This window comes from Gilliamella sp. G0441 (assembly GCF_050589305.1).
Lineage (GTDB): Bacteria > Pseudomonadota > Gammaproteobacteria > Enterobacterales > Orbaceae > Gilliamella.
The window spans coordinates 13,364-34,942 of sequence record NZ_JBNRJF010000006.1 but is presented as its reverse complement, the minus strand read 5'-3'; the positions used below and the strand labels follow the sequence as shown (position 1 = coordinate 34,942).

Sequence of the window (21,579 nt, the reverse complement as noted above, 5' to 3'; positions counted from 1 at the left end):
TCCTTTTATAGTAGTTTATCTAACTTCTTGGCTTCAATATTTCTTTTTTTGAAATATTTTTTATCTTCAAATCGTAAACAAGTTAATTTTCCTCCCCAGCAACAGCCTGTATCTAATGCATAGATATTTTCTGGGGTGCCCTTACCGTTTAAAGCTGCCCAGTGACCAAAAGCAATACTATATTCAGGCGAGATTTTACTTGGTATTAAAAACCATGGTTTTAGTTTTGCCGGCACTTGTTCAGGTAATTTTTTATAATAAAAATCCAATCGACCATCTTCATAACAAAAACGCATTCGAGTTAATGCATTTGCCGCAAAACGAAGGCGATCAAATCCTTGTAAGTTAGTTGACCATTCATCTGGAAAATTACCATACATTTTATCTAAAAAAAGAGGATATGAATCACTCGATAAGATGACGTTTAAATCATAAGCACACTTTTTTAATGTTTCCATATCCCATTGTGGTGTAATACCTGCATGAGTCATAATCAGCTTTAAAGAATCATCAATTTGAACCAATGGTTGTCTACGTAACCAATTCATTAATTCATCATAATCGTGTGCATTAATAACATCATCTAGATTATCTTTTTTCTTGGGAAGGGTAATACCTGCATAAATAGATAATAAATGAAGATCATGATTTCCTAATACTAACCGGATTTGTTGAGAATTATGTTTAACAAATCTCAACACTTCAAGTGAATTAGGACCTCTTGCGACAAGATCACCGGTAAGCCATAATGTATCAGATGATGAAAAATTAGCTTTTTCAAGCAAACGCATAAATTCATCATAACAACCGTGGATATCGCCGACAAGTAGGTTTGCCATGTTATTCTTTCCAAGAATTAGCCAGAATACAATACTGTTCAACAGTTAAATTTTCAGCACGTAAAGAGGGATCAATATCTAATGCAACTAATTGCTCTACAGTGAACATATTACTTAAGCTATTACGAATTGTTTTACGTCTTTGATTAAAAGCTTCAGTTGTTATACGTGAAAGTACTTTAACATCGCTTACCTTGTAAGGTTTTTCTTGATAAGGGATTAATTTAACTACAGCCGAATCAACTTTTGGTGCAGGTTTAAAAGATGTTGGAGGCACTTCTAAAACAGGTATAATTTGGCAATAATATTGTGCCATCACACTTAATCTACCATAATCTTTGCTGTTTGGCGCAGCTACCAAACGGGTTACCACCTCTTTTTGCAACATAAAATGCATATCAACAATCTTATTTGCGTATTCAAAAAGATGAAACATTAAAGGCGTGGAAATATTATAAGGTAGATTACCAAATACTCTTAATGGCTTGCCTAACTCATCGGCAAGTTTATAAAAGTCAAATGTGAGTGCATCTTGCTCTATAATAGTGAGCTTATTATTTAAAAGAGGATTTTGTTTAAGTCTTTCAGCTAAATCACGGTCAATTTCGATAACAGTAAGATGATCAAGCTGTTCACTTACAGGTATCGTTAATGCGGCAAGCCCTGGCCCAATTTCAACCAAAGCCTGATCTTTTGTTGGTTGTATGGCAGAAACGATACTTTCAATAATATAGTCATCATGCAAAAAGTTTTGCCCGAATCTTTTTCGGGCGAAATGTCCTTGGTGAACTCGATTATTCATTCTTGCCTTCACCTGTAATTCTGATATATGCGTCACCTTTTAATTCTTGCATCCATATTTGTGCTTCTTCAGCAAATTTACGGTTAAATATTAGGCGATAAGCATGATCTTTTTTAGCTGCTTCGGTTTTATCTGCCATTCGAGTATCAATTAATTGAATTAAATGCCAACCGTAAGCCGATTTGATAGGCTGACTGATTTGACCTTTTTTAAGTTTGAGTAATCCATTTTTGAAACCAGGATCAAAACGATCCGGAACATTCCAACCAAGATTACCACCTTTATCGGCTGAACCTAAATCTTCGGAGTAAGTTTTAGCTGCTTTTTCAAATGTTGTTTCACCACTCTCAATCGCTTTTCGAATATCCATTAATTTTTGTTTAGCAACTTGGTCGGTAACTAATACATTTGTTTTAATCAATATATGGCGAGCATCAACCTCTTGAACGGTAATCTTTTTAGGTTTTTCAGTTTTGGTATCTTCTACTTTCAAAATGTGCAACCCAACACCAGAACGAATTGGACCAATTATACTCCCCTTAGGTGCGCGTCTTAAACGTTCTTCAAAAATTGTTGGTAATGTATTGAGTTTTCGCCAACCCATATTTCCACCTTTCAAAGCGAGATCATCTTTTGAATAGGTAGTAGCAAGTTTGGCAAAATTTTCACCTTGTTTAGCTTGAGCTATGACATCTTTTGCTTTTTCAGTTGCTTGATCAACTTGTTCTTTAGATGCTTTTTCCGGAATAGATATCAAAATGTGACTCAATTTTACATCAATATTATTTGTCATTTGTTCATTAATATTTTTTGTAAAATTATCCACTTCTTTTTCAGAAATATTAATTCGCTGTCTGACTTCATTCATTCTGATTTGATCAATTAACATATCACTATGAATACGTTCACGATAACTCGCATAACTGATTCCCATACTAGACAATTTACTTCGTAATTCATTGAGACTCATACCGTTATCTCTGGCAATTTGGCTGATAGCATTAGTGACATCTTCATCACTAACCGTAATTTTAGCCACTGCTGCTTTTTGTAAGATTAGATTTTCAATAATCAAACGATCAATAATTTGTTGTCTAAGGGTTTTATCATCAGGAAGTTTTTGTGAATCAGTACTTGCTTTGATTGTCCTTAACATATCTTGAACATCACTTTCCAAAATGACATTGTTATTGACAACGGCAGCAACTTGTTCAAGAACTTTAGGCGCTGCACTTGCTGTCAATGGTGTCAGTAATCCAATACTGATACTTAAGTTTAACGCAATAATTAGTTTTAATAATTTCATATTTATTTAACTCATTTTTTCGCTATAGTTTAATTATTACAGTAATAAATTTGTTTTAAACAGTTTTATTACAATAGTTATTCAAATGCTGTTACATAAGGTAGTTTACCGAAACTTAACATTTTTGCTTTTGCATCAGTCTTGCGTTCAAAACCAAGTAACTCAAAGTAAATTGAAAATTTGTTTTCATATTTACTTTTATGACTAATACTATCCCAATCATTTAATTGTCGACCATATTGAACAGTAACTCCCCAACAACAATCGCTATAGTGTAATCCAACAAAGCTATCCACCATTTGCCCTAACTTGATATCATGATAATATGAACCAACTGCTGTAATGGTATCTGACAACGGCCAAGTTGTCATAATACCAGCTTGAGAAATATCTTGTTTATAGCCATTATAGAATGAATTCTTATCTACAGTATCGATATAGTTATGATTAGCATAACGGTATGACATTTGAACTAATTTATTACTCGATGGGCGGTATTCTAAAATAGTATTGGCTAATGATACCGTTTCGAGTCGAGTATCATATTGGATACCGCCTCTAAAGATAACATCATCAGAAATTTGCCAAAAGTTATCTGCTGCCCAAGTTATACTCCCTGTATCGGAGTTTTTGTCTAATTCTGTATTATCCTCACTCGTTCGTGATTTTGTGAAATAAGTCGTTTGTCCAATTGAAAAATTGAATCTTTCAACTTTATCATCATCATAGAAACGCGTAGTGACACCTGTACTAATTTTATTTGTTGAAGGAATTCGGTCTAAACCACTATAAGGTTGATCGCGAAATAATCCAATATAATCTGATTGTAGTAAAGTTGAATCGTAATTTAAAATATTCGATTGTTTTCGATAAGGTATATAAATATATTTTATACGAGGCTCTAATGTCTGTGTATAGCCTTTAATTAATGTTGTATCCCGTTCAAAAATAATTTTACCATCAATGGATAATTTTGGTATAAATCGATTTACTGTTTTATCCAATTCTTCATATCGATAATCATTACGAGGCACGTCCTGATTATAGTGTGTTGCCATAAAGCCCACTTCAGTAGATAATGACGACCAAGGATTGGTTAAAGTATAGTTAAGTGTGGGTTCGATATGAGCTCGCCACGTTTTGGGATCTCGTTTTGATTTACTAACAAAGTGAGTAATTTGTGTGTGATTTTTGAATTTAAATGGTCCTAAATCATAATTATAATAAGTCATGTCTAACTGTGGTTCAGTTTGATAAAGATTATCTTTCGAATGCACTCGAAATGTTTGGAAGTTCAACTGACTTAATGTAATATCCCAATTCTCATTGTTAAAACCAACTTGATAAAGCTGCGATAGATAGCCTGCAGTAGAAGATACATAGTCAGAATCCAAATCAGACAAATAATTATTATCACTTACGCGAGTGGTATCAACTTTTAATCGCCAATTATAATTAATTAATTCATCGTTTTTCCAATAAAATAACCAACGATGTTGATTATTGCTGTAATGGTTTGAGTTGAATCCTTTCCGTCTGTCTTTATCGTACTTGCTATCATGTTGTAGCCAATCAAATGCTACTGTACCAAGACCAATTTCATTTAAATAACGAAATTCTGTTTTTAATTGAACGCCTCTTTTTTCTAAAATTCTTGGTTTAAAGGTTGCGTCATAATTAGGTGCTATATTCCAATAGATTGGTAGAGATAAATCAATGCCATTTTTGTTAGTAAAACTAATATTAGGCATTAATAGCCCTGATCGGCGTTTGTTACCAGTTGGCAACTGAATATAAGGCGAATATAAAACAGGAACTTTACCAATACGAAATACTGCATTCCATGCCTCAAGTAACTGTTCTTCATTATCATGAATAACGGTAGAGCCTTTAATGCTCCAAGTATTATCCTCAACTGGGCAAGATGTAAAACTACCATTTTTTAAAACTACATATCGATTTTGATCTAGTTTTGTTTTTTCTGCAGTACCACGCCCAAGACGATTCACCAGATGATATTCATTTGATGATATTTCAGTGTCATTGTTATCAATATTGATTGTTGCATAATCACCTTTCATTTCAATCAGATTATCTTGATAATCTATATTTCCATTCAATGTAATTATACGATTATTATTTTCTGAATTTATCGTAACTTTATCAGCTCTGACCGAGCGATTTCCCTGTTCAATTGACACATCACCTTGATAGATAGCGGTGTGTGGATAAATAGCTTCAAAATTGTTAGCTTCAGCATTGATAGGGATAAAGTTAATGTTTCCTTTTACCAAAGGTCGATTAAACTTTGGTACGTTGGATAGGCATTGTGAATTACTGCTATCAGTTTTAGGTAAACCGATAGCATAACTTACATTGCTATACAAAGAAAATGTCACAGTTAATGCAATAAGTGAAGGCGTTAATTTTTTCATCAATGATTAATTATGATTTTTATGATTAACACATTATAGCGATTATTTATAAAAGTGCGAATTAAAAATTAACGTTTGCTTCTACGTTTGTATGTTTTACTCAACTGTTTTACCAGTGTTATACGTTTTTCGGGCGATGCAAATTGAAATTCATCCCACCACTTTGCCAATTCCAGTAATTCACCTTTTTCAATAGATGCTCGCATTTCTAAAAGATCATAAGCAGCACGGAACTTCGGATTTTCTAATAATGCGAATGCGCGTTTACCCTCACGTTTCTTTAATCGTAACTGTAATCGCCAAATGTCACCCATCACTGATGTAAAGCGCTTAGGTATAGCAATTACTCGGCATTGCTCACTGAGAATATCATTGATAGCTATTGAAAAAGCATCGTGAAATTGTAATCCACTTTCAATACATGTCACTTGAGTTTGCTCCATGAGTGGATACCAGAAAAAGGCAGCAAATAAAAAAGCCGGATTGATTCGTTTATTGTGATTAATACGGTAATCAGTATTTTTGAGCACTTTCTCAATAATTTTTTCCAGATAACTATTTTGATTAGTTGTCATTAATCGTTCAATAAGCGGGAATAACTGTTCAAATAGATTATACTTTTTTAAAAGTAAATATGTTGCATAACCATTACCTGTTTGTAATAGTTTAAGCGATTCATCAAAGAGCCGAGCAGAAGGTATGTTTTTAAGAAGTGATGCTTGCTTTTTAATGGGATCAGCCGTCGCAGGATCAATTTCCATACCAAGTTTTGCTGCAAATCGCACAGTTCTTAACATTCTAACGGGATCTTCCCGATATCGAGTTTGTGGGTCACCAATTAATCGGATAATCCCGTTTTGCAAATCTTTTAAACCACCGCAATAATCACGTATTGTAAAGTCTTTTACATTGTAATAGAGCGCATTCATGGTAAAGTCTCGACGAATTGCATCTTGTTCTATCGTTCCGTATACATTATCCCGCAATAACATACCTGACTGTGAACGCTTAGATATATTATTTTGTTCCATTTGATTATCATGATCACCACGGAACGTTGCAACTTCAATAATTTCTTTTCCGAACATAATATGTGCAAGTCTAAAACGTCTTCCAACTAAACGACAATTGCGGAAAATTTTTTGTACTTGTTCTGGCGTTGCATTTGTTGCAATATCAAAGTCTTTAGGTTTTTTTCCTAAAAGAAGATCCCGAATACAACCGCCCACCAAATAAGCCTCATAACCTTGCTTGTTTAGACGATGAAGTACTTTAAGCGCATTCTCGCTTATATCTTTACGAGAGATATTATGCGCATTTCTTGGAATGGACACATAATGTGATTCTAAGTTTTTATCATTATGACCAAACATTTTGCGATAAAAGCGGGAAACTTGTTTAAAAATAGTGCACCTCAAAAAGTTTTGATTGAAAATCAGATATAACTTTAAAGTATAGCTTAATTAAACTTATCTTTCCATGTTTGCTATTGACAAGAACTATATATTTTTTACCTATATAATATTAAAAACTGATGTTACTATCTAATTATCTAAATCATTTTTTAAAGACAATTATCAAAAATAGCATTTATTTATATAGTACAATATAGTAATATCATTCCATCAAAACAGCATGTTATATTTCTTTTTAATCTATGTAATATCATGGAATTGATTATAATTTTTTAAACTTATACTTAAATTTTGTTGAGTTAATTGTAGGGAAACAATAATTTCCACCAAAAGACAAAACGTTAAAAACCACTTTCAAAAAATTTTTTACCGTTGATTCTAACACTGCAATTAAGTACCCAAAAACACTTGAGTATATACAATTAACGGATAACTTATCGGGGGCATTATGAATATTCGTGATTTAGAATATTTTGTTTCGTTAGCTGAATTTCGCCATTTTCGTAAAGCAGCTGATGCTTGTAATGTAAGTCAACCAACCTTAAGTGGACAAATCAGAAAATTAGAAGATGAACTTGGTGTAATGCTATTAGAGCGTACTAGTCGCAAAGTATTATTTACTCAAACTGGTATGATGTTAGTAGAACAAGCCAAAGAAATTCTAAGAAATATTCAAATTTTAAAAGAAATGGCGAGTCGGCAAGGTGAAGAGATGTCTGGGCCTATGCATATCGGCTTGATACCAACTATCGCACCTTACTTATTACCTCATGTTATTACAGTGTTGCATGAATCATTCCCACAATTAGAACTCTATTTACATGAAGCACAAACAGCGAGTATTGTAGCTCAACTTGAAAGTGGTAAGCTTGATTGTGCAATAGTTGCTCAAGTGAAAGAGACAGCTCAATTTATTGAATTACCTTTATTTGATGAACCAATGTTTTTAGCTGTTCCCACTATAAGTGAGTTAGCGAATCAAAAAACGATCAAATTGTCAGATTTGAAAGGACAAAAATTTTTAATGTTAGAAGATGGTCACTGTTTACGTGAACATGCAATGGGCTATTGTTTCCAAGTTGGTATTGATGAAGATAAACAATTCAAAGCTACCAGTCTTGAAACATTACGTAGCATGATTTCTGCTGGTCGTGGCATTACCTTATTCCCAGAGTTAGCTGCACCAAATGAGCGAACTCGTGATAATATTTGTTATATACCTTGTACTGATCCTGTACCTTCACGAAGTATTGAGCTAATTTATCGACCTGGTTCTCCATTACGTTCTCGTTATGAAACCATAGCTAAAACAATTCGCGATCATATGCCTAAAGTATTTGCCGAAAAAGAAAAATTACTTAACGTGATGAATTGATTTATAACGAATGAATTTATTAAAAAACATTAAAAATTGAAATGAAAAATAGCAAATCTGGTGGCGTTCGTGCAAAACAAAAAGAGAAAACTCGCCGTAGCTTAATCGATGCAGCATTCAACCAACTAAATGCAGAACAAGGTTTTGCAAGTTTAAGTTTACGTGAAGTTGCTCGTGAAGCAGGAATAGCAGCGACCTCTTTTTATCGCCATTTTCGAGATATGGATGAATTAGGTTTAGCGATGGTTGACGAAAGTGGTTTGACACTTCGTCAATTGTTACGTCAAGCTCGAAAACGTATTGAAAAAGGGGGGAGTGTATTACGCACCTCTGTTACAACCTTCATTGAATTTATTGATAAAAACCCGAAAGTTTTTTTATTACTATTACGTGAAAAAGCAGGAACCTCATCAGCTTTTCGCTCCGCTATTGCTCGCGAAATACAACACTTTATTGTTGAACTGGTTGACTATCTCGATCATGCTAATAAAATGCCTCATTACTATAATGAAGCTCAGGCAGAAGCAATGGTCACCATTGCTTTTAATGCAGGTGCTGAAGCTATTGATTTTGATATCGTTCAACGTCAAGAACTTATCGAAGATCTTATATTTCAACTTCGTATGGTTTCGCGTGGTGCCTATTACCTTTATCATAAAGAACAAAGTAAACAAGAAAATCGCTAATTCAATCTTTTTATTTAATAAATACCTATAATTTTGTTATAAAAAAACTGCGGTCTAAACCGCAGTTAAATAAAATGATTAATCAACAACTACTACAGATTTTGTAATACTTTTTCAACACTATCTTTTGCATCACCAAATAACATATAGCTATTTTCTTTAAAGAATAGTGGATTTTGTACTCCAGCATAACCCGTATTCATTGAGCGTTTAGAAATAATCACTGTTTTTGCTTTCCAAACTTCAAGAACTGGCATACCTGCGATAGGGCTATTTGGATCTTCTTCAGCAGCTGGGTTAACCGTATCGTTAGCACCAATTACCCAAACAACATCTGTATCAGGGAAGTCATCATTGATTTCATCCATTTCTAATACAATATCGTAAGGTACTTTGGCTTCGGCTAATAACACATTCATGTGACCTGGTAAACGTCCTGCAACTGGATGAATACCAAAACGGACTTCTATACCCATACCACGAAGTTTTTCAGTAATATTGCTTACCGCACCTTGTGCTTGAGCAACTGCCATACCATAACCTGGTACGATAATTACTGAACGGGCTTCTTTTAAAGTTTGAGCAACTTCAGCCGGTTGCATTTCACGATATTCACCTTGTTCTTCATCAGAAGCATTCGCAGTGCTACCATCAGTACCAAAACCGCCTGCAATAACACTAATAAATGAGCGATTCATCGCTTTACACATGATATATGAAAGAATTGCACCAGAAGAACCGACTAAAGCACCGGTAACAATTAGTAAGTCATTACTTAACATAAATCCAGCAGCTGCGGCAGCCCAACCCGAATAGGAATTCAGCATTGAAATAACCACAGGCATATCTGCACCACCAATAGATGCTACCAAATGGAAACCAAATACGAATGCAATAATTGTCATGGCAAGTAAGCAGACAAGCGCTCCCGTTCCTGTTTTTACATCAATAAAGGTAAACATCAGGATAATTGAAACAACGATCGCAGCTAAATTCCAATAGTGTTTATTTGGAATTGATAATGGTTTAGAGCTAATGCGTCCATTTAATTTGCCAAAGGCAACAATGGAACCTGAGAAAGTCACTGCACCGATAAAGACACCGATAAAAATCTCGACCAAATGGACGGTCAGTTCACTACCATGGTATATCTGTGTTGCATTGTTTAAATCTAAAAAGCTATTTAAACCAACTAGTACAGCAGCCATCCCGACAAAGCTATGAAGTAACGCCACCAATTCTGGCATTTGAGTCATTTCGACCTTTTTAGCTAAGTATAAACCAATCGCAGCACCAAGTATCATGGCAATGATGATCCAATGGAATCCACCTTTAATACTTGCAACGGCAGCAACAAGTGCAATGCCCATACCGATCATACCGTAAATATTGCCTGATTTTGCTGACTCTTGATTAGAAAGTCCACGTAGACTAAATATAAAAAGTAATGCAGCAATCACATAGGCTGCTTGAATAAATCCATTACTGAACATTATTGATACTCCCCTCTATTTGCCACGTTGGAACATTTTCAGCATTCTTTGAGTAACAAAGAATCCACCAAAAATATTGATGCTAGCAATCAAAATAGCCACAAAGGCAATGGCAGTCGTTAAGCCATTATCATCACCGATTTGCAATATTGCACCGACTAAAATAATGCCTGAAATAGCATTTGTTACTGACATAAGTGGTGTATGTAAAGAGTGAGTGACATTCCAAACAACGTAATAACCAACCACACACGATAATGCAAAAACAGTGAAATGCCCTAAAAAGCTTTCTGGCACTGAATTGGCAATCCAAAAATAGGCGAGAATTAATAAAGCTAAAATACCAAATTTCTTTTGTGGATCGATTGGTTTTGGTTCCGGTTTAGCAATAGGCGATGCTGCTTTTTGTTGTGGTTGAGCTGAAACTTGAATTGGTGGAGCAGGCCAGGTGATTTCTTTATCTTTAACCACCGTTACGCCACGAATAACCACATCATCAAAATTGATATCAATGTTACCGTCTTTTTCTTTAGAAAGTAATTTTAATAAGTTAACAATATTCGTACCATAAAGCTGTGAGGCTTGAGCAGGCATACGATTAGCTAAATCGGTATAACCGACGATTTTAACATTATTATCGGTTTCAAAAACTTCTCCAGGGTGGGTTAATTCGCAGTTACCACCAGTTAATGCTGCTAAATCAACAATTACACTACCTGGTTTCATTGACTCTACCATTTCTTTAGAAATCAATTTAGGTGCTGGTTTACCTGGAATAAGAGCGGTTGTAATGATGATATCTACATCTTTGGCTTGCTCAGCAAATAACGCCATTTCGGCTTCGATAAAGGCTGGAGACATCTGTTTTGCATAGCCATCACCCGAACCTGCTTCTTCTTCAAAATCGAGTTCTAAAAAATCAGCGCCCATACTATTAATTTGTTCTGCCACTTCAGGACGAGTATCAAAAGCTCTTACAATTGCGCCTAAACTCACGGCTGCACCAATTGCAGCAAGACCGGCAACACCTGCACCAATGACTAAGACTTTTGCAGGAGGAACTTTACCCGCTGCGGTAACTTGACCTGTAAAGAAACGACCAAATTGATTTGCTGCTTCAATCACCGAACGATAACCGGCAATGTTAGACATAGAACTTAATGCATCAAGGGATTGTGCTCGTGAAATACGTGGCACACAGTCCATTGCCAACACTGTTATGTTTTTTGCAGCAAGCTTTTCCAATAAATCTTTATGTTGAGCAGGATAAATATAGCTAATGAGGGTTAATCCTTCTTTCATCAACGCAATTTCTTCATCAGTCGGTGCGTGAAATTTCAAAATTAAATCATTTTGCCAAATATCTTGCGTGTTTTGGATTGTGGCTCCAGCATCAATGAAAGCTTGGTCTTCGAAATGAGCAGCATGTCCAGCACCTTGTTCAACTGAAACTGTAAAACCAAGTTTTAACAGTTGTCCAACAGTTTGTGGTGTAGCAGCAACTCTTGCTTCATTGGCTAACCGTTCTTTAGGTATACCGATATGCATTGCGTTACATCCTTATGTTAAGTGAGTTTGTAAATGTTTCTCGATTTTAGCATAAATTAGCGACGGTGCGAGTAGGGAATTTATTTTTTATTATCGAAATATTAATATTAAATTTAATAATAATTGAATATTAAATCTGTCAATTAAAATTAAAATACTTATCCTGCAACCAATGTGATTAAATCTTTTTGATAGTGAACTAATACATGAAGAAGAATATTTATTAGTTTGTCTAAAAAATGATTATACCTTCTACTGATAGCTTCGCATTTATTAGAAAGAAAACAGGTTTAGTTGGCTTGTGATTCATCGTGTAAAACTCGATATTTACCAAATAATTCAATAAAAAACTTATAAAACATTTAAGTGAAAAATTGATAAAAAATCGATAAATAGTGCTGGCTAGATAAAATTTTAACCTATCCCAATGGATACTTCATCATTGGGATTTTTAATGTCGGTTTGATAAAGGCTGAGAAGTTAACCGACAGATAAAAAGGTAAAAATTGATAGCTATAGCAATTTGTGATTGTGGTTAGGTAAATTCAAGTATTGTCCAATAATAAGTATTAACGAGGTAAAATATGGCCGAATTAAGCCAGAAAAAAAATAGTATGCTAACATTAATGTTTGCATTGCTTGCTGCTTGTATGGCATTTCAACTCAATGCGAGTATGTTAAGCCCTGTATTAGTGACTATCGCTAAAGAATTAGGTTCCAACGACGCACAAGTCGGATTATCCCAAACTGCTTTTTTTACCTCTGCTGCACTGTTTTCATTATTTTTACCGCGTTTAAGTGATATTAAAGGTCGTAAAAAAGTATTAACGATTATGTTATTTATTATGACAATAGGTACTGTGCTTGCAGCGTTAGCACCTAATATCGTTGTATTATATATTGCGCGAATTATTCAAGGTGTATCAGGGCCAGTCGTTCCACTTTGTTTACTGATGCTCAGCCATGAAGTCAAAGACGTTAAAAAATACGGTATGTTAATGGGTATTGTAACTGCTGTTAATGGTGGTATTGCCGGTATAGATGCGATTGCGGGTGGTCTACTTGCTACTTATTGCGGTTTTCGTTCGGTGTTTTGGGTCATTGCAATTGTTGCCGCATTATCAACCTATTTTGTCCATCGCTATGCTTCAGAATCTAAACCATCTGAAGGAACGAAAATGGATTGGTTAGGCGTGCTGTTCATTGTGCTAACCGTTGCTGCATTATTACTAGCACTTAATGAAGCAGGGAATTTAGCACATGCTAATTGGATTAAAGTCATTGGACTAACGATTTTTGCTGGTATGTGTTTTATCTTATTTTGGAAAACAGAAAAAATCAGCAAACAACCATTAGTTACCACGGTTCATTTAAAAACCAGAGCGACTTGGGCACTATTGTTAACGACACTATTAACTATGACAGGGATTTTTGCCGTCGTTAATGGGTTAGTTATGTCACTAGCACAAAATCCTGAAATCGGATTTGGTTTAGAAGCTGATTGGGCTTCCCTTATTTTATTAACACCTTATGCCTTAATTGGGTGGTTGATAGGGCCATTTGCTGGACGTTTAGCCCCAAGTTTAGGTTACAATAATGTACTAAAATTAGGCTTAATAGGTTGTGTAATCAGCATATTAATCATAATGTTTTACGGTATTGATTCTCTTCCAATATTAATTATTGGTGTTCTGGCGTTAGGTGTTTTTTATGCGGGAATGGCGAATATCATTTTAAATGGTCTTGGTGTAGTTTTATCGCCAAAAGAGAATTTAGGTTTTCTGCCAGGTATGAATGCAGGAGCTTTTAACTTAGGCGCTGGATTAAGTTTTGCATTATTGCCTGCTGTACAAATGATAAGTGGTTATACCGTTGAGGGCTATTTTAATGGGATGTTACTTGGGTTAATTATTACAATCTTAGCCTTATTCTGTAGCTTCTTTATTCCTCGACCTGTCGATGCTGAAGTATAAACAAGATAAAACGGGATTTTTTAATCCCGTTTTTATTGTCTAAATTAATCTTCTTCTGGCATAAGTGTAAAAACTAATGTTGTAAAAAATTTTTCTTGGGTCGCAAGTTGGCTATCTTTTAGGGGAAAACCTATTTCGACACCTACTACATTTAAGCCTTGATTAGGAATAGTAATGGTCGCTTGACCTTTATCATCAGTTGTAACCGTTTTATCTAAATTATTAACGACATCAATAATAACAGCAGTATTTGTTAATGGCTGACTATCTTTATAGACCGTTACAAGTAAATTATCACCGCGTTTTAATTGGGTTGGATCAACTGCTGGTACTATTTGTAATGGAATATCTTCAACCCGTTTAGGGGCGTTGACAGAAGATAAATAATTGACACTGTATTTAATAGCATGGGTGCCTTTACTCGCTCCTTCTACTTTATTCATTGGAAGATTAACATATTTACCCTGTGCATTTTTAGTCCAATAACCATAATCAAAACTAACCGTTACAACAGCGGTATTTTCTGTCGGTTCAACGGTCACATAATTTTGATGCTTTTTTTGATTAATCGGTAAAGAAGTCCAATTACCATTATAAGCATGAATCTTTTTTACATTTTCCGTTTGATAACCATTATCTAACGGGCCTTCACCTAAAACGATTTGCTTTTGATCAACCCGATTAGCGATCCAAATACCATGAGCAGAAAGCGATTGTGATATCATACAAATAACACTTCCTGATAAGATGAGTACAAATAATTTACGCATGATAAAATTCCTTATATTTTATGAAAATGATAATCATTATCATATCGATATAAAAAAAGTCAATGCTATTTGTGTAATTATTGATTATCAAAAAATGTTTAATATGATAATAAAATATAAAATATGTTTTGTTCGTTTTTGATCGCTTTAGTAATAAAATAATTGCATTACAATTCTTAAATATAAATAACCAAATTTTGTTTTTATTTTTTTGATATATAGAAACATGTTATCAATAACAAATCTTAAACTTACTATTTTTAACTAGCATAATTTGTTATATAATCAAAAGTATTTTGTCCTTAACGCAATATATTGTCTTACTCATTTATATTTAGGGCGCATTCAACAATTGAGCATCTTTTATTAAGGAACCACTATGATGGATTTTTCCCAATCAGTGCCAGAACTGGTCTCTTGGGCAAAAAAAAATGATTTTTCAATTAATTTGCCAGTTGAACGGCTCGCTTTTTTATTGGCGATAGCCGTCTTAAATAGCGAACGCTTTGATGGTGAAATGACTGAATCAGAATTAATTGATGCTTTCAGGCATGTATCACAAATTTTTGAACAGAGTGAAGATACGATTACTGTTCGAGCAAATAATGCCATTAATGACTTAGTACGCCAGCGATTAATTACGCGTTTTACTAGCGAAATGACGGATGGTTATTCAATTTATCGTTTGACGCCTTTGGGAATAGGCATTTCGGATTACTACATTCGTCAACGAGAATTCTCTACATTACGTTTATCGATCCAGCTTTCTATTGTTGCTCAAGAGCTAAAACGTGCTGCTGATGCGGCGCTTGAAGGTGGTGATGATCTTCACTGGCATCGCAACGTTTTTGCGCCCTTGAAATACTCCGTTGCAGAGATTTTTGATAGTATTGATATCACCCAACGGGTAATGGATGAGCAACAAGCGGATGTAAAACAAAATATTTCGGCCTTATTAAGTCAAGATTGGCAAGCAGCAATTAGTAGTTGTGAAGGCTTACTCACTGAAACGTCACAAACATTACGAGAATTGCAAGATACGCTAGCCGCTGCGGGCGATAAACTCCAAGCAAGTCTGCTCTTGATTCAAGATGCAACCATGGATAATCCTGAACTTGATAAAATCAATAATGTGGTTATGGATTTACAAGGCAAACTTGATCGTATTATTGGCTGGGGACAAAAGGCGATTGATCTTTGGATTGGTTATGATCGCCATGTTCATAAATTTATCCGTACCGCTATTGACTTAGATAAAAACAGAGTCTTTTCACAGCGATTACGTAAATCAATACAAGGCTATTTCGATTTACCATGGTCACTTATTTTTGCCAATGCTGATCGCCTACTTGATATGCGTGATGAAGAACTTGCACTACATGAAGCAGAAGTAACAGGTGAATTACCGTCAGAACTTGAATTTGAAATGATTGAAGAGATTCAAGAACACATTATTGCCCATATCGAACAAAATTTATTGGTCTTCAAACAAGAAAATAAACCACTGGATATGAGTATCGCTATTCATAGTTATCTAGCACAGTTCCCTCGTGAACAACATTTTGATATTGCAAGATTATTTATCGATCAGGCTATTCGTTTAGGGATTGCCGAAAATGATTTACTCGGTATCCCAGCCGAATGGAAACCTATTAACGATTATGGAGCTAAGGTACAAGCACATGTCATCAACAGATACTAAAGATTTAGAATTAGAACAAACAGCTCATCATCTTGATGAAGTCATGGGGCGCATTGCGGCAAGTTCCCAAGCATCTATCGATAAATATATGCCCGTTAAATTAGCACAGGCAATTGCCAATCCCCTTTTTCCTGAGCTTGATAGTTTATTGCGTTCCGGACGTCATATCGGTATAGATGAACTGGATAATCACGCCTTTTTAATGGATTTTCAACTTGAACTGGAACAATTTTATCAACGCTATAATGTAGAGTTAATTCGTGCACCAGAAGGCTTTTTCTACCTTCGTCCTCGTTCAACAACATTAATCCCACGTTCGGTATTATCAGAACTTGATATGTTAGTTGGTAAAGTCCTTTGTTACTTATATCTCAGTCCTGAACGGCTAGCGCATGAAGGTATTTTTACCTTACAAGAACTCTTTGACGAACTTGTTTCGTTAGCGGATGAAAGTAAATTACTTAAATTAGTTAATCAACGGTCGACTGGATCAGATTTGGATCGACAAAAGCTATTTGATAAAGTCAAAACGGCACTTAATCGATTACGTCGTTTAGGCATGATATTTTTTATTGTAGGAAATGACAGTAGCCGTTTTCGTATCAACGAATCTATCTTCCGTTTTGGTGCAGACGTGCGTAGTAGTGATGATGCACAAGAAGCGCAATTACGTTTAATTCGAGACGGTGAAGCAATCAAAATCGAATCATCGCTTATTCTAGACGATGATAATAACGAAGAACAAGAAGAAGATGTTAATGAGGAGATTGAATAATTATGATTGGACACGGTAAGTTTCACTCATTAACCCTAATAAACTGGAATGGTTTTTTTGCCAGAACATTTGAATTAGATCAACTTGTCACCACGCTTTCAGGGGGGAATGGGGCAGGTAAATCCACAACCATGGCGGCATTTGTGACCGCATTAATTCCTGATTTAACACTATTACACTTTCGAAATACTACTGAAGCCGGTGCAACATCAGGATCACGTGATAAAGGTTTACACGGTAAATTAAAACCTGGCGTTTGTTATTCCATGCTTGATGTCATTAATTCACGTAATCAGCGAATTATATGCGGTGTTCGATTACAGCAAGTGGCTGGGCGTGATAAAAAAGTCGATATCAAACCTTTTCTATTACAAGGTTTACCTGTTGGCATTAGCCCAACTGAACTAGTAACCGAACGTTTAAATGATAAACAAGCAAGAATTTTATCCTTGCCCGAATTAAAAGATAAAGTCGAAACAATAGAAGGCGTTATCTTTAAGCAATTTAATTCAATTACCGATTATCATTCGGTTATGTTTGACTTTGGTGTATTACCTAAGCGCTTACGTTCCTCATCCGATCGTAGTAAATATTACCGATTGATTGAAGCGTCACTATATGGTGGTATTTCAAGTGCGATTACCCGCTCACTTCGTGATTACTTACTTCCTGAAAATAGTGGTGTACGTAAAGCGTTTCAGGATATGGAAGCGGCACTTCGTGAAAACCGAATGACACTAGAAGCTATTCGGGTGACTCAATCTGACCGAGACCTATTTAAACATCTTATCACTGAATCAACCGATTACGTGGCTGCGGATTATATGCGTCATGCTAACGAGCGTCGTGTACATATTGAATCGGTGCTGGGTTTGCGTCGTGATATGTTCAAAACACAAGATTTGCTCATTAGTAACCAGTTCCGCCAAGTTGAAATGGCAAAAGAACTTAAAGAGTTTCAAGATGCACAAAGTGACTTAGAAACCGACTTACAAGCAGCCAATGATCACCTTAATTTAGCACAAACAGCGCTACGTCAACAAGAAAAAATTGACCGTTATCAAGCTGATTTAGATGATCTCAATTTAAAACTTGAAGAGCAAAATGAAGTTGTACTCGAAGCGAATGAACAGTATCAAACCTATCGAGATCAAGTGGAACACACCGAACACGAAGTGGATGAAATCAAAACGCAGTTAGCGGATTATCAACAAGCGCTTGATGTACAACAAACCCGTGCCATTCAATATCAACAAGCGCTGCAAGCACTAAAAAATGCTCAATCTTTATGTCAATTACCCAAATTAGGCATAAGCAATATCGAAAATCATTTTGAGATTTTTGAAGAAAAACAAAAAGAAATAACTGATCAAGTGCTTGAAATGGAGCAAAGACTCAGTGTTTCTGATGCGGCGATAAATCAATTTGATCGGGCATATCAATTAGTGGTGAAATTAGTTGGTGATGTTGTTCGTAGTGATGCTTGGCGTGCAGCGAAAGAAGCATTAAGACAATGGCCGTCACAATGCTATCAAGCTGAACAAGCTGAACATTTGCAACTCCAACTTGATGAATTAGAACAACGCTTTTTTGAACAAAAAGAAGCCGAATCACTATTAACACAATTCTGTAAACGCATTGGTCGCCAAATTGAATATGATCAACTTGACGAGTTAAAACAAGAACTTGAAATACAACTTGATGAAAACGCAATATTGGCCAATGAATCAAGTGAAAAACGAATCGAATTCAGACAAGAACTTGAACAAATTCAATCCAAAATAGCGAATTATCGACAAAAAGCACCAATGTGGTTAAAAGCACAAGATGCCTTAATTGCCTTACAAGAGCAAACTGGACAAAGCTTTACCCACAGTCAAGCTGTCACGCAACATATGCAACAGCTACTTGAACAAGAACGCGCATTAGTTACAGAACGCGATCAGATAACCTTCAAACGAAATCAATTAGATACTCAAATTGAACAACTTAATCAACCAAGTGGGGTTGATGATGGTCGTTTATCGGCATTAGCTGAGCGATTTAATGGTGTATTACTTTCTGAAATTTATGAAGATGTCACCATTGATGATGCACCTTATTTCTCAGCCTTATATGGCCCATCACGTCAAGCAATTGTGGTACCGGATTTGTCGCAAGTTAAAGCACAACTTGAAAATCTGACCACCAGTGAAGAAGATTATCCAGAAGATATCTATTTTATTGAAGGCGATCCATCCTCATTTGACGATAGTGTTTTTGATTGTGAAGAGATGAATAAGGCCGTATTGGTTAAAACAGGTGAACGCCAATGGCGCTTCTCCAGTTTTCCAAAAGTTCCATTATTTGGGCGAGCAGCACGTGAAATCCATCTTGAAAAACTATCATTAGAGCGAGATGAACTGCATGAACGTTATGCTAACCTCTCATTTGATTTACAAAAATTACAACGTATTGAGCAAAATGTGGGTCAATTTATTGGTGAATATTTATCGGTTGCCTTTGATATCGATCCCGAAGCTGAAGCGCAAAAACTAGCGACAAGACGCAATGAAATTGAACGTCAATTAACATCACAAGAATCGATAGATCAACAAAATCAACAGCAAGTTGCCAACTGTAAAGAGCAACTAGTGACAGTAAATCGATTAGTTGCTCAAATGCATTTACTGGCTGATGATGATTTAGCGGATAGAGTAGATGAATTGCGTGAACAGGTTGCTGAAGCACAAGATGCGGCGCAATACGTCAGCCGTCATCGCCATACCGTTTCTGAGCTTGAACCATTAGTTGCTGTATTACAAAGTGATCCTGAGCAAAACGAAGCATTACGTGAACAATACAACATCGTTAAAGCACAGCAACAAACTATTCGCCAGCAAGTCTTTGCACTTACTGAAGTGATGCAACGCCGAGCTCACTTTAGTTACGAAGATTCAGCTGGAATGTTGAATGAAAATACTGATTTGAACGAAAAATTGCGCGCTCGATTAGAAATTGTTGAAGCACAAAGAACTGAAGCACGCAGTCAAATGCAGCAATATCAAGATAAGTATAATCAATACAATCAAACGTTAGCTTCACTAAAAAGCGCCTTTGAAACTAAACGAGATATGCTTAATGAACTGCATAAAGAAATAGATCAAATTGGTGTGAAAGCGGATGCGATCACTGAAGAGCGTGCTCGAGCTCGTCGTGATGAAATTCATCAAAAACTAAATAGTAATCGTCAACATTGTACTTCGCTTGAAAAGCAGCTCATTATGTGTGAAAGCGAAATGACCCAAATGCAAAAACGACTTGCTCAAACACTGCGGGATTATAAACAGCTAAGAGAACAAGTTGTTGAAGCTAAAGCTGGGTGGTGCTTAGTATTACGTTTAGTTAAAGAAAATAGCGTTGAACGCCGATTACATCGTCGTGAGCTGGCTTATTTAAGTGCAGATGAACTACGTTCAATGTCAGATAAAGCGTTAGGTTCACTACGTTTAGCGGTCAACGATAACGAGCACTTACGTGATGTATTGAGATTATCCGAAGATCCAAAACGACCAGAACGTAAAATTCAATTTTACATTGCGGTTTATAAACATCTTCGTGAGCGAATTCGCCAAGATATCGTCAAAACGGATGACCCAATTGAAGCCATTGAACAAATGGAAATTGAATTATCACGCTTGACCGAAGAATTAACTTCACGTGAGCAACAGTTAGCCATTAGCTCAAAAAGTGTGGCAAATATTATCCGTAAAACTATTCAGCGTGAACAAAACCGTATTCGTATGCTTAACCAAGGTTTACAAGCGGTGGCATTTGGACAGGTGAATGGTGTACGATTAAATGTTACGATTCGTGAAGCTCACTCATCACTGTTAGCGGCATTAGCCGATGACCAGAACGAGCATCAAGATCTCTTCAGCAATAACCGCATAACCTTCTCTGAAGCGTTAGCGAAACTTTATCAACGTTTAAATCCTCATATCGATATGGGACAACGAACTGCGCAAAATATTGGTGAAGAATTACTGGATTACCGCAACTATCTAGAATTGGACGTTGAAGTTAATCGGGGTGCAGATGGTTGGTTACGTGCTGAAAGTGGTGCATTATCAACCGGTGAAGCAATCGGTACCGGTATGTCAATACTATTAATGGTTATACAAAGTTGGGAAGAAGAATCCAAACGCTTACGTAATAAAGACATCTCGCCATGTCGTTTATTATTCTTGGATGAAGCCGCTCGACTTGATGCCAAATCTATTGCTACACTCTTTGAACTTTGTGAACGGTTAGAAATGCAGCTTATTATTGCTGCACCTGAAAACATTAGTCCAGAAAAAGGGACAACTTACAAACTGGTACGTAAAGTGATCAACAATCAAGAACATGTTCATGTGGTTGGATTAAAAGGCTTTGCATAACCTAATTAGGTTTTTTTATATAATATTTTCGCCGACATT

At 35.7% G+C, this 21,579-nt stretch carries 14 protein-coding genes; 6 read left to right on the top strand and 8 right to left on the bottom strand.

The window, feature by feature from the left end; all coding sequences use genetic code 11:
* Nucleotides 1-5: 5 nt before the first annotated feature.
* The 5 genes from apaH to pcnB form a co-directional block, all read right to left on the bottom strand.
* Nucleotides 6-839, bottom strand: a complete 834-nt coding sequence (gene apaH / locus ACKJXD_RS06720; RefSeq protein WP_430875896.1) for a bis(5'-nucleosyl)-tetraphosphatase (symmetrical) ApaH — start codon at nucleotides 837-839, stop codon at nucleotides 6-8.
* Nucleotide 840: 1 nt separating this feature from the next.
* Nucleotides 841-1,641 (bottom strand): 16S rRNA (adenine(1518)-N(6)/adenine(1519)-N(6))-dimethyltransferase RsmA, encoded by an 801-nt coding sequence (gene rsmA, locus ACKJXD_RS06715; protein ID WP_294827519.1) that lies wholly within the window; start codon nucleotides 1,639-1,641, stop codon nucleotides 841-843.
* Nucleotides 1,634-2,947, bottom strand: coding sequence for a peptidylprolyl isomerase SurA (gene surA, locus ACKJXD_RS06710; protein ID WP_294827521.1), 1,314 nt, complete (start codon nucleotides 2,945-2,947; stop codon nucleotides 1,634-1,636). The genes rsmA and surA overlap by 8 nt, the downstream gene beginning before the upstream one ends.
* A 77-nt stretch (nucleotides 2,948-3,024) precedes the next feature.
* Complete coding sequence (gene lptD, locus ACKJXD_RS06705; RefSeq protein WP_430875895.1) at nucleotides 3,025-5,382, bottom strand: LPS assembly protein LptD; 2,358 nt, start codon at nucleotides 5,380-5,382, stop codon at nucleotides 3,025-3,027.
* Between the two features lie 68 nt (nucleotides 5,383-5,450).
* A complete protein-coding gene (pcnB, locus tag ACKJXD_RS06700) occupies nucleotides 5,451-6,788 on the bottom strand; it encodes a polynucleotide adenylyltransferase PcnB (protein ID WP_370632151.1) in 1,338 nt (445 codons plus the stop codon).
* 457 nt (nucleotides 6,789-7,245) lie between these two features.
* Here pcnB and oxyR point away from each other — a divergent pair, with 457 nt between their 5' ends.
* Both oxyR and fabR read left to right on the top strand, forming a co-directional pair.
* Nucleotides 7,246-8,172 carry a DNA-binding transcriptional regulator OxyR gene (oxyR, locus tag ACKJXD_RS06695; RefSeq protein ID WP_220216522.1) on the top strand — a complete coding sequence of 309 codons (927 nt, stop codon included), beginning with the start codon at nucleotides 7,246-7,248 and terminating at the stop codon, nucleotides 8,170-8,172.
* Nucleotides 8,173-8,213: 41 nt separating this feature from the next.
* Nucleotides 8,214-8,858, top strand: a complete 645-nt coding sequence (fabR, locus tag ACKJXD_RS06690) for an HTH-type transcriptional repressor FabR (protein ID WP_220216523.1) — start codon at nucleotides 8,214-8,216, stop codon at nucleotides 8,856-8,858.
* Nucleotides 8,859-8,950: 92 nt separating this feature from the next.
* Here the strand turns inward: fabR and pntB are convergent, their stop codons facing one another.
* Both pntB and pntA read right to left on the bottom strand, forming a co-directional pair.
* Nucleotides 8,951-10,351, bottom strand: coding sequence for a Re/Si-specific NAD(P)(+) transhydrogenase subunit beta (gene pntB, locus ACKJXD_RS06685; protein ID WP_294829054.1), 1,401 nt, complete (start codon nucleotides 10,349-10,351; stop codon nucleotides 8,951-8,953).
* A gap of 15 nt (nucleotides 10,352-10,366) precedes the next feature.
* The gene (pntA, locus tag ACKJXD_RS06680) at nucleotides 10,367-11,899 is read right to left on the bottom strand and encodes a Re/Si-specific NAD(P)(+) transhydrogenase subunit alpha (RefSeq protein ID WP_220216525.1); all 1,533 of its coding nucleotides are present in this window, start codon (nucleotides 11,897-11,899) and stop codon (nucleotides 10,367-10,369) included.
* 584 nt (nucleotides 11,900-12,483) lie between these two features.
* On the opposite strand from pntA, the gene ACKJXD_RS06675 reads away from it, so the two are divergent.
* The gene (locus ACKJXD_RS06675) at nucleotides 12,484-13,872 is read left to right on the top strand and encodes an MFS transporter (RefSeq protein ID WP_430875894.1); all 1,389 of its coding nucleotides are present in this window, start codon (nucleotides 12,484-12,486) and stop codon (nucleotides 13,870-13,872) included.
* A gap of 44 nt (nucleotides 13,873-13,916) precedes the next feature.
* Here the strand turns inward: ACKJXD_RS06675 and ACKJXD_RS06670 are convergent, their stop codons facing one another.
* Nucleotides 13,917-14,642, bottom strand: coding sequence for a DUF4198 domain-containing protein (locus ACKJXD_RS06670; RefSeq protein ID WP_220216527.1), 726 nt, complete (start codon nucleotides 14,640-14,642; stop codon nucleotides 13,917-13,919).
* 379 nt (nucleotides 14,643-15,021) lie between these two features.
* Between ACKJXD_RS06670 and mukF the strand changes: the two genes are divergently transcribed.
* Genes mukF through mukB form a run of 3 tightly spaced genes read left to right on the top strand, consistent with a single transcriptional unit; the run spans nucleotide 15,022 to nucleotide 21,540 of the window.
* The gene (gene mukF, locus ACKJXD_RS06665; RefSeq protein WP_220216528.1) at nucleotides 15,022-16,344 is read left to right on the top strand and encodes a chromosome partition protein MukF; all 1,323 of its coding nucleotides are present in this window, start codon (nucleotides 15,022-15,024) and stop codon (nucleotides 16,342-16,344) included.
* A gap of 43 nt (nucleotides 16,345-16,387) precedes the next feature.
* Nucleotides 16,388-17,119 (top strand): chromosome partition protein MukE, encoded by a 732-nt coding sequence (gene mukE, locus ACKJXD_RS06660; RefSeq protein WP_363317426.1) that lies wholly within the window; start codon nucleotides 16,388-16,390, stop codon nucleotides 17,117-17,119.
* A gap of 2 nt (nucleotides 17,120-17,121) precedes the next feature.
* A complete protein-coding gene (mukB, locus tag ACKJXD_RS06655) occupies nucleotides 17,122-21,540 on the top strand; it encodes a chromosome partition protein MukB (RefSeq protein WP_430875893.1) in 4,419 nt (1,472 codons plus the stop codon).
* The last annotated feature ends 39 nt before the right edge of the window (nucleotides 21,541-21,579 follow it).

Coding starts and splice junctions, on each gene's coding strand:
- apaH (WP_430875896.1), bottom strand. CDS start 839: ATGGCAAACCTACTTGTCGGCGATATCCACGGTTGTTATGATGAATTT.
- rsmA (WP_294827519.1), bottom strand. CDS start 1,641: ATGAATAATCGAGTTCACCAAGGACATTTCGCCCGAAAAAGATTCGGG.
- surA (WP_294827521.1), bottom strand. CDS start 2,947: ATGAAATTATTAAAACTAATTATTGCGTTAAACTTAAGTATCAGTATT.
- lptD (WP_430875895.1), bottom strand. CDS start 5,382: ATGAAAAAATTAACGCCTTCACTTATTGCATTAACTGTGACATTTTCT.
- oxyR (WP_220216522.1), top strand. CDS start 7,246: ATGAATATTCGTGATTTAGAATATTTTGTTTCGTTAGCTGAATTTCGC.
- fabR (WP_220216523.1), top strand. CDS start 8,214: ATGAAAAATAGCAAATCTGGTGGCGTTCGTGCAAAACAAAAAGAGAAA.
- pntB (WP_294829054.1), bottom strand. CDS start 10,351: ATGTTCAGTAATGGATTTATTCAAGCAGCCTATGTGATTGCTGCATTA.
- pntA (WP_220216525.1), bottom strand. CDS start 11,899: ATGCATATCGGTATACCTAAAGAACGGTTAGCCAATGAAGCAAGAGTT.
- ACKJXD_RS06675 (WP_430875894.1), top strand. CDS start 12,484: ATGGCCGAATTAAGCCAGAAAAAAAATAGTATGCTAACATTAATGTTT.
- ACKJXD_RS06670 (WP_220216527.1), bottom strand. CDS start 14,642: ATGCGTAAATTATTTGTACTCATCTTATCAGGAAGTGTTATTTGTATG.
- mukF (WP_220216528.1), top strand. CDS start 15,022: ATGATGGATTTTTCCCAATCAGTGCCAGAACTGGTCTCTTGGGCAAAA.
- mukE (WP_363317426.1), top strand. CDS start 16,388: ATGGGGCGCATTGCGGCAAGTTCCCAAGCATCTATCGATAAATATATG.
- mukB (WP_430875893.1), top strand. CDS start 17,122: ATGATTGGACACGGTAAGTTTCACTCATTAACCCTAATAAACTGGAAT.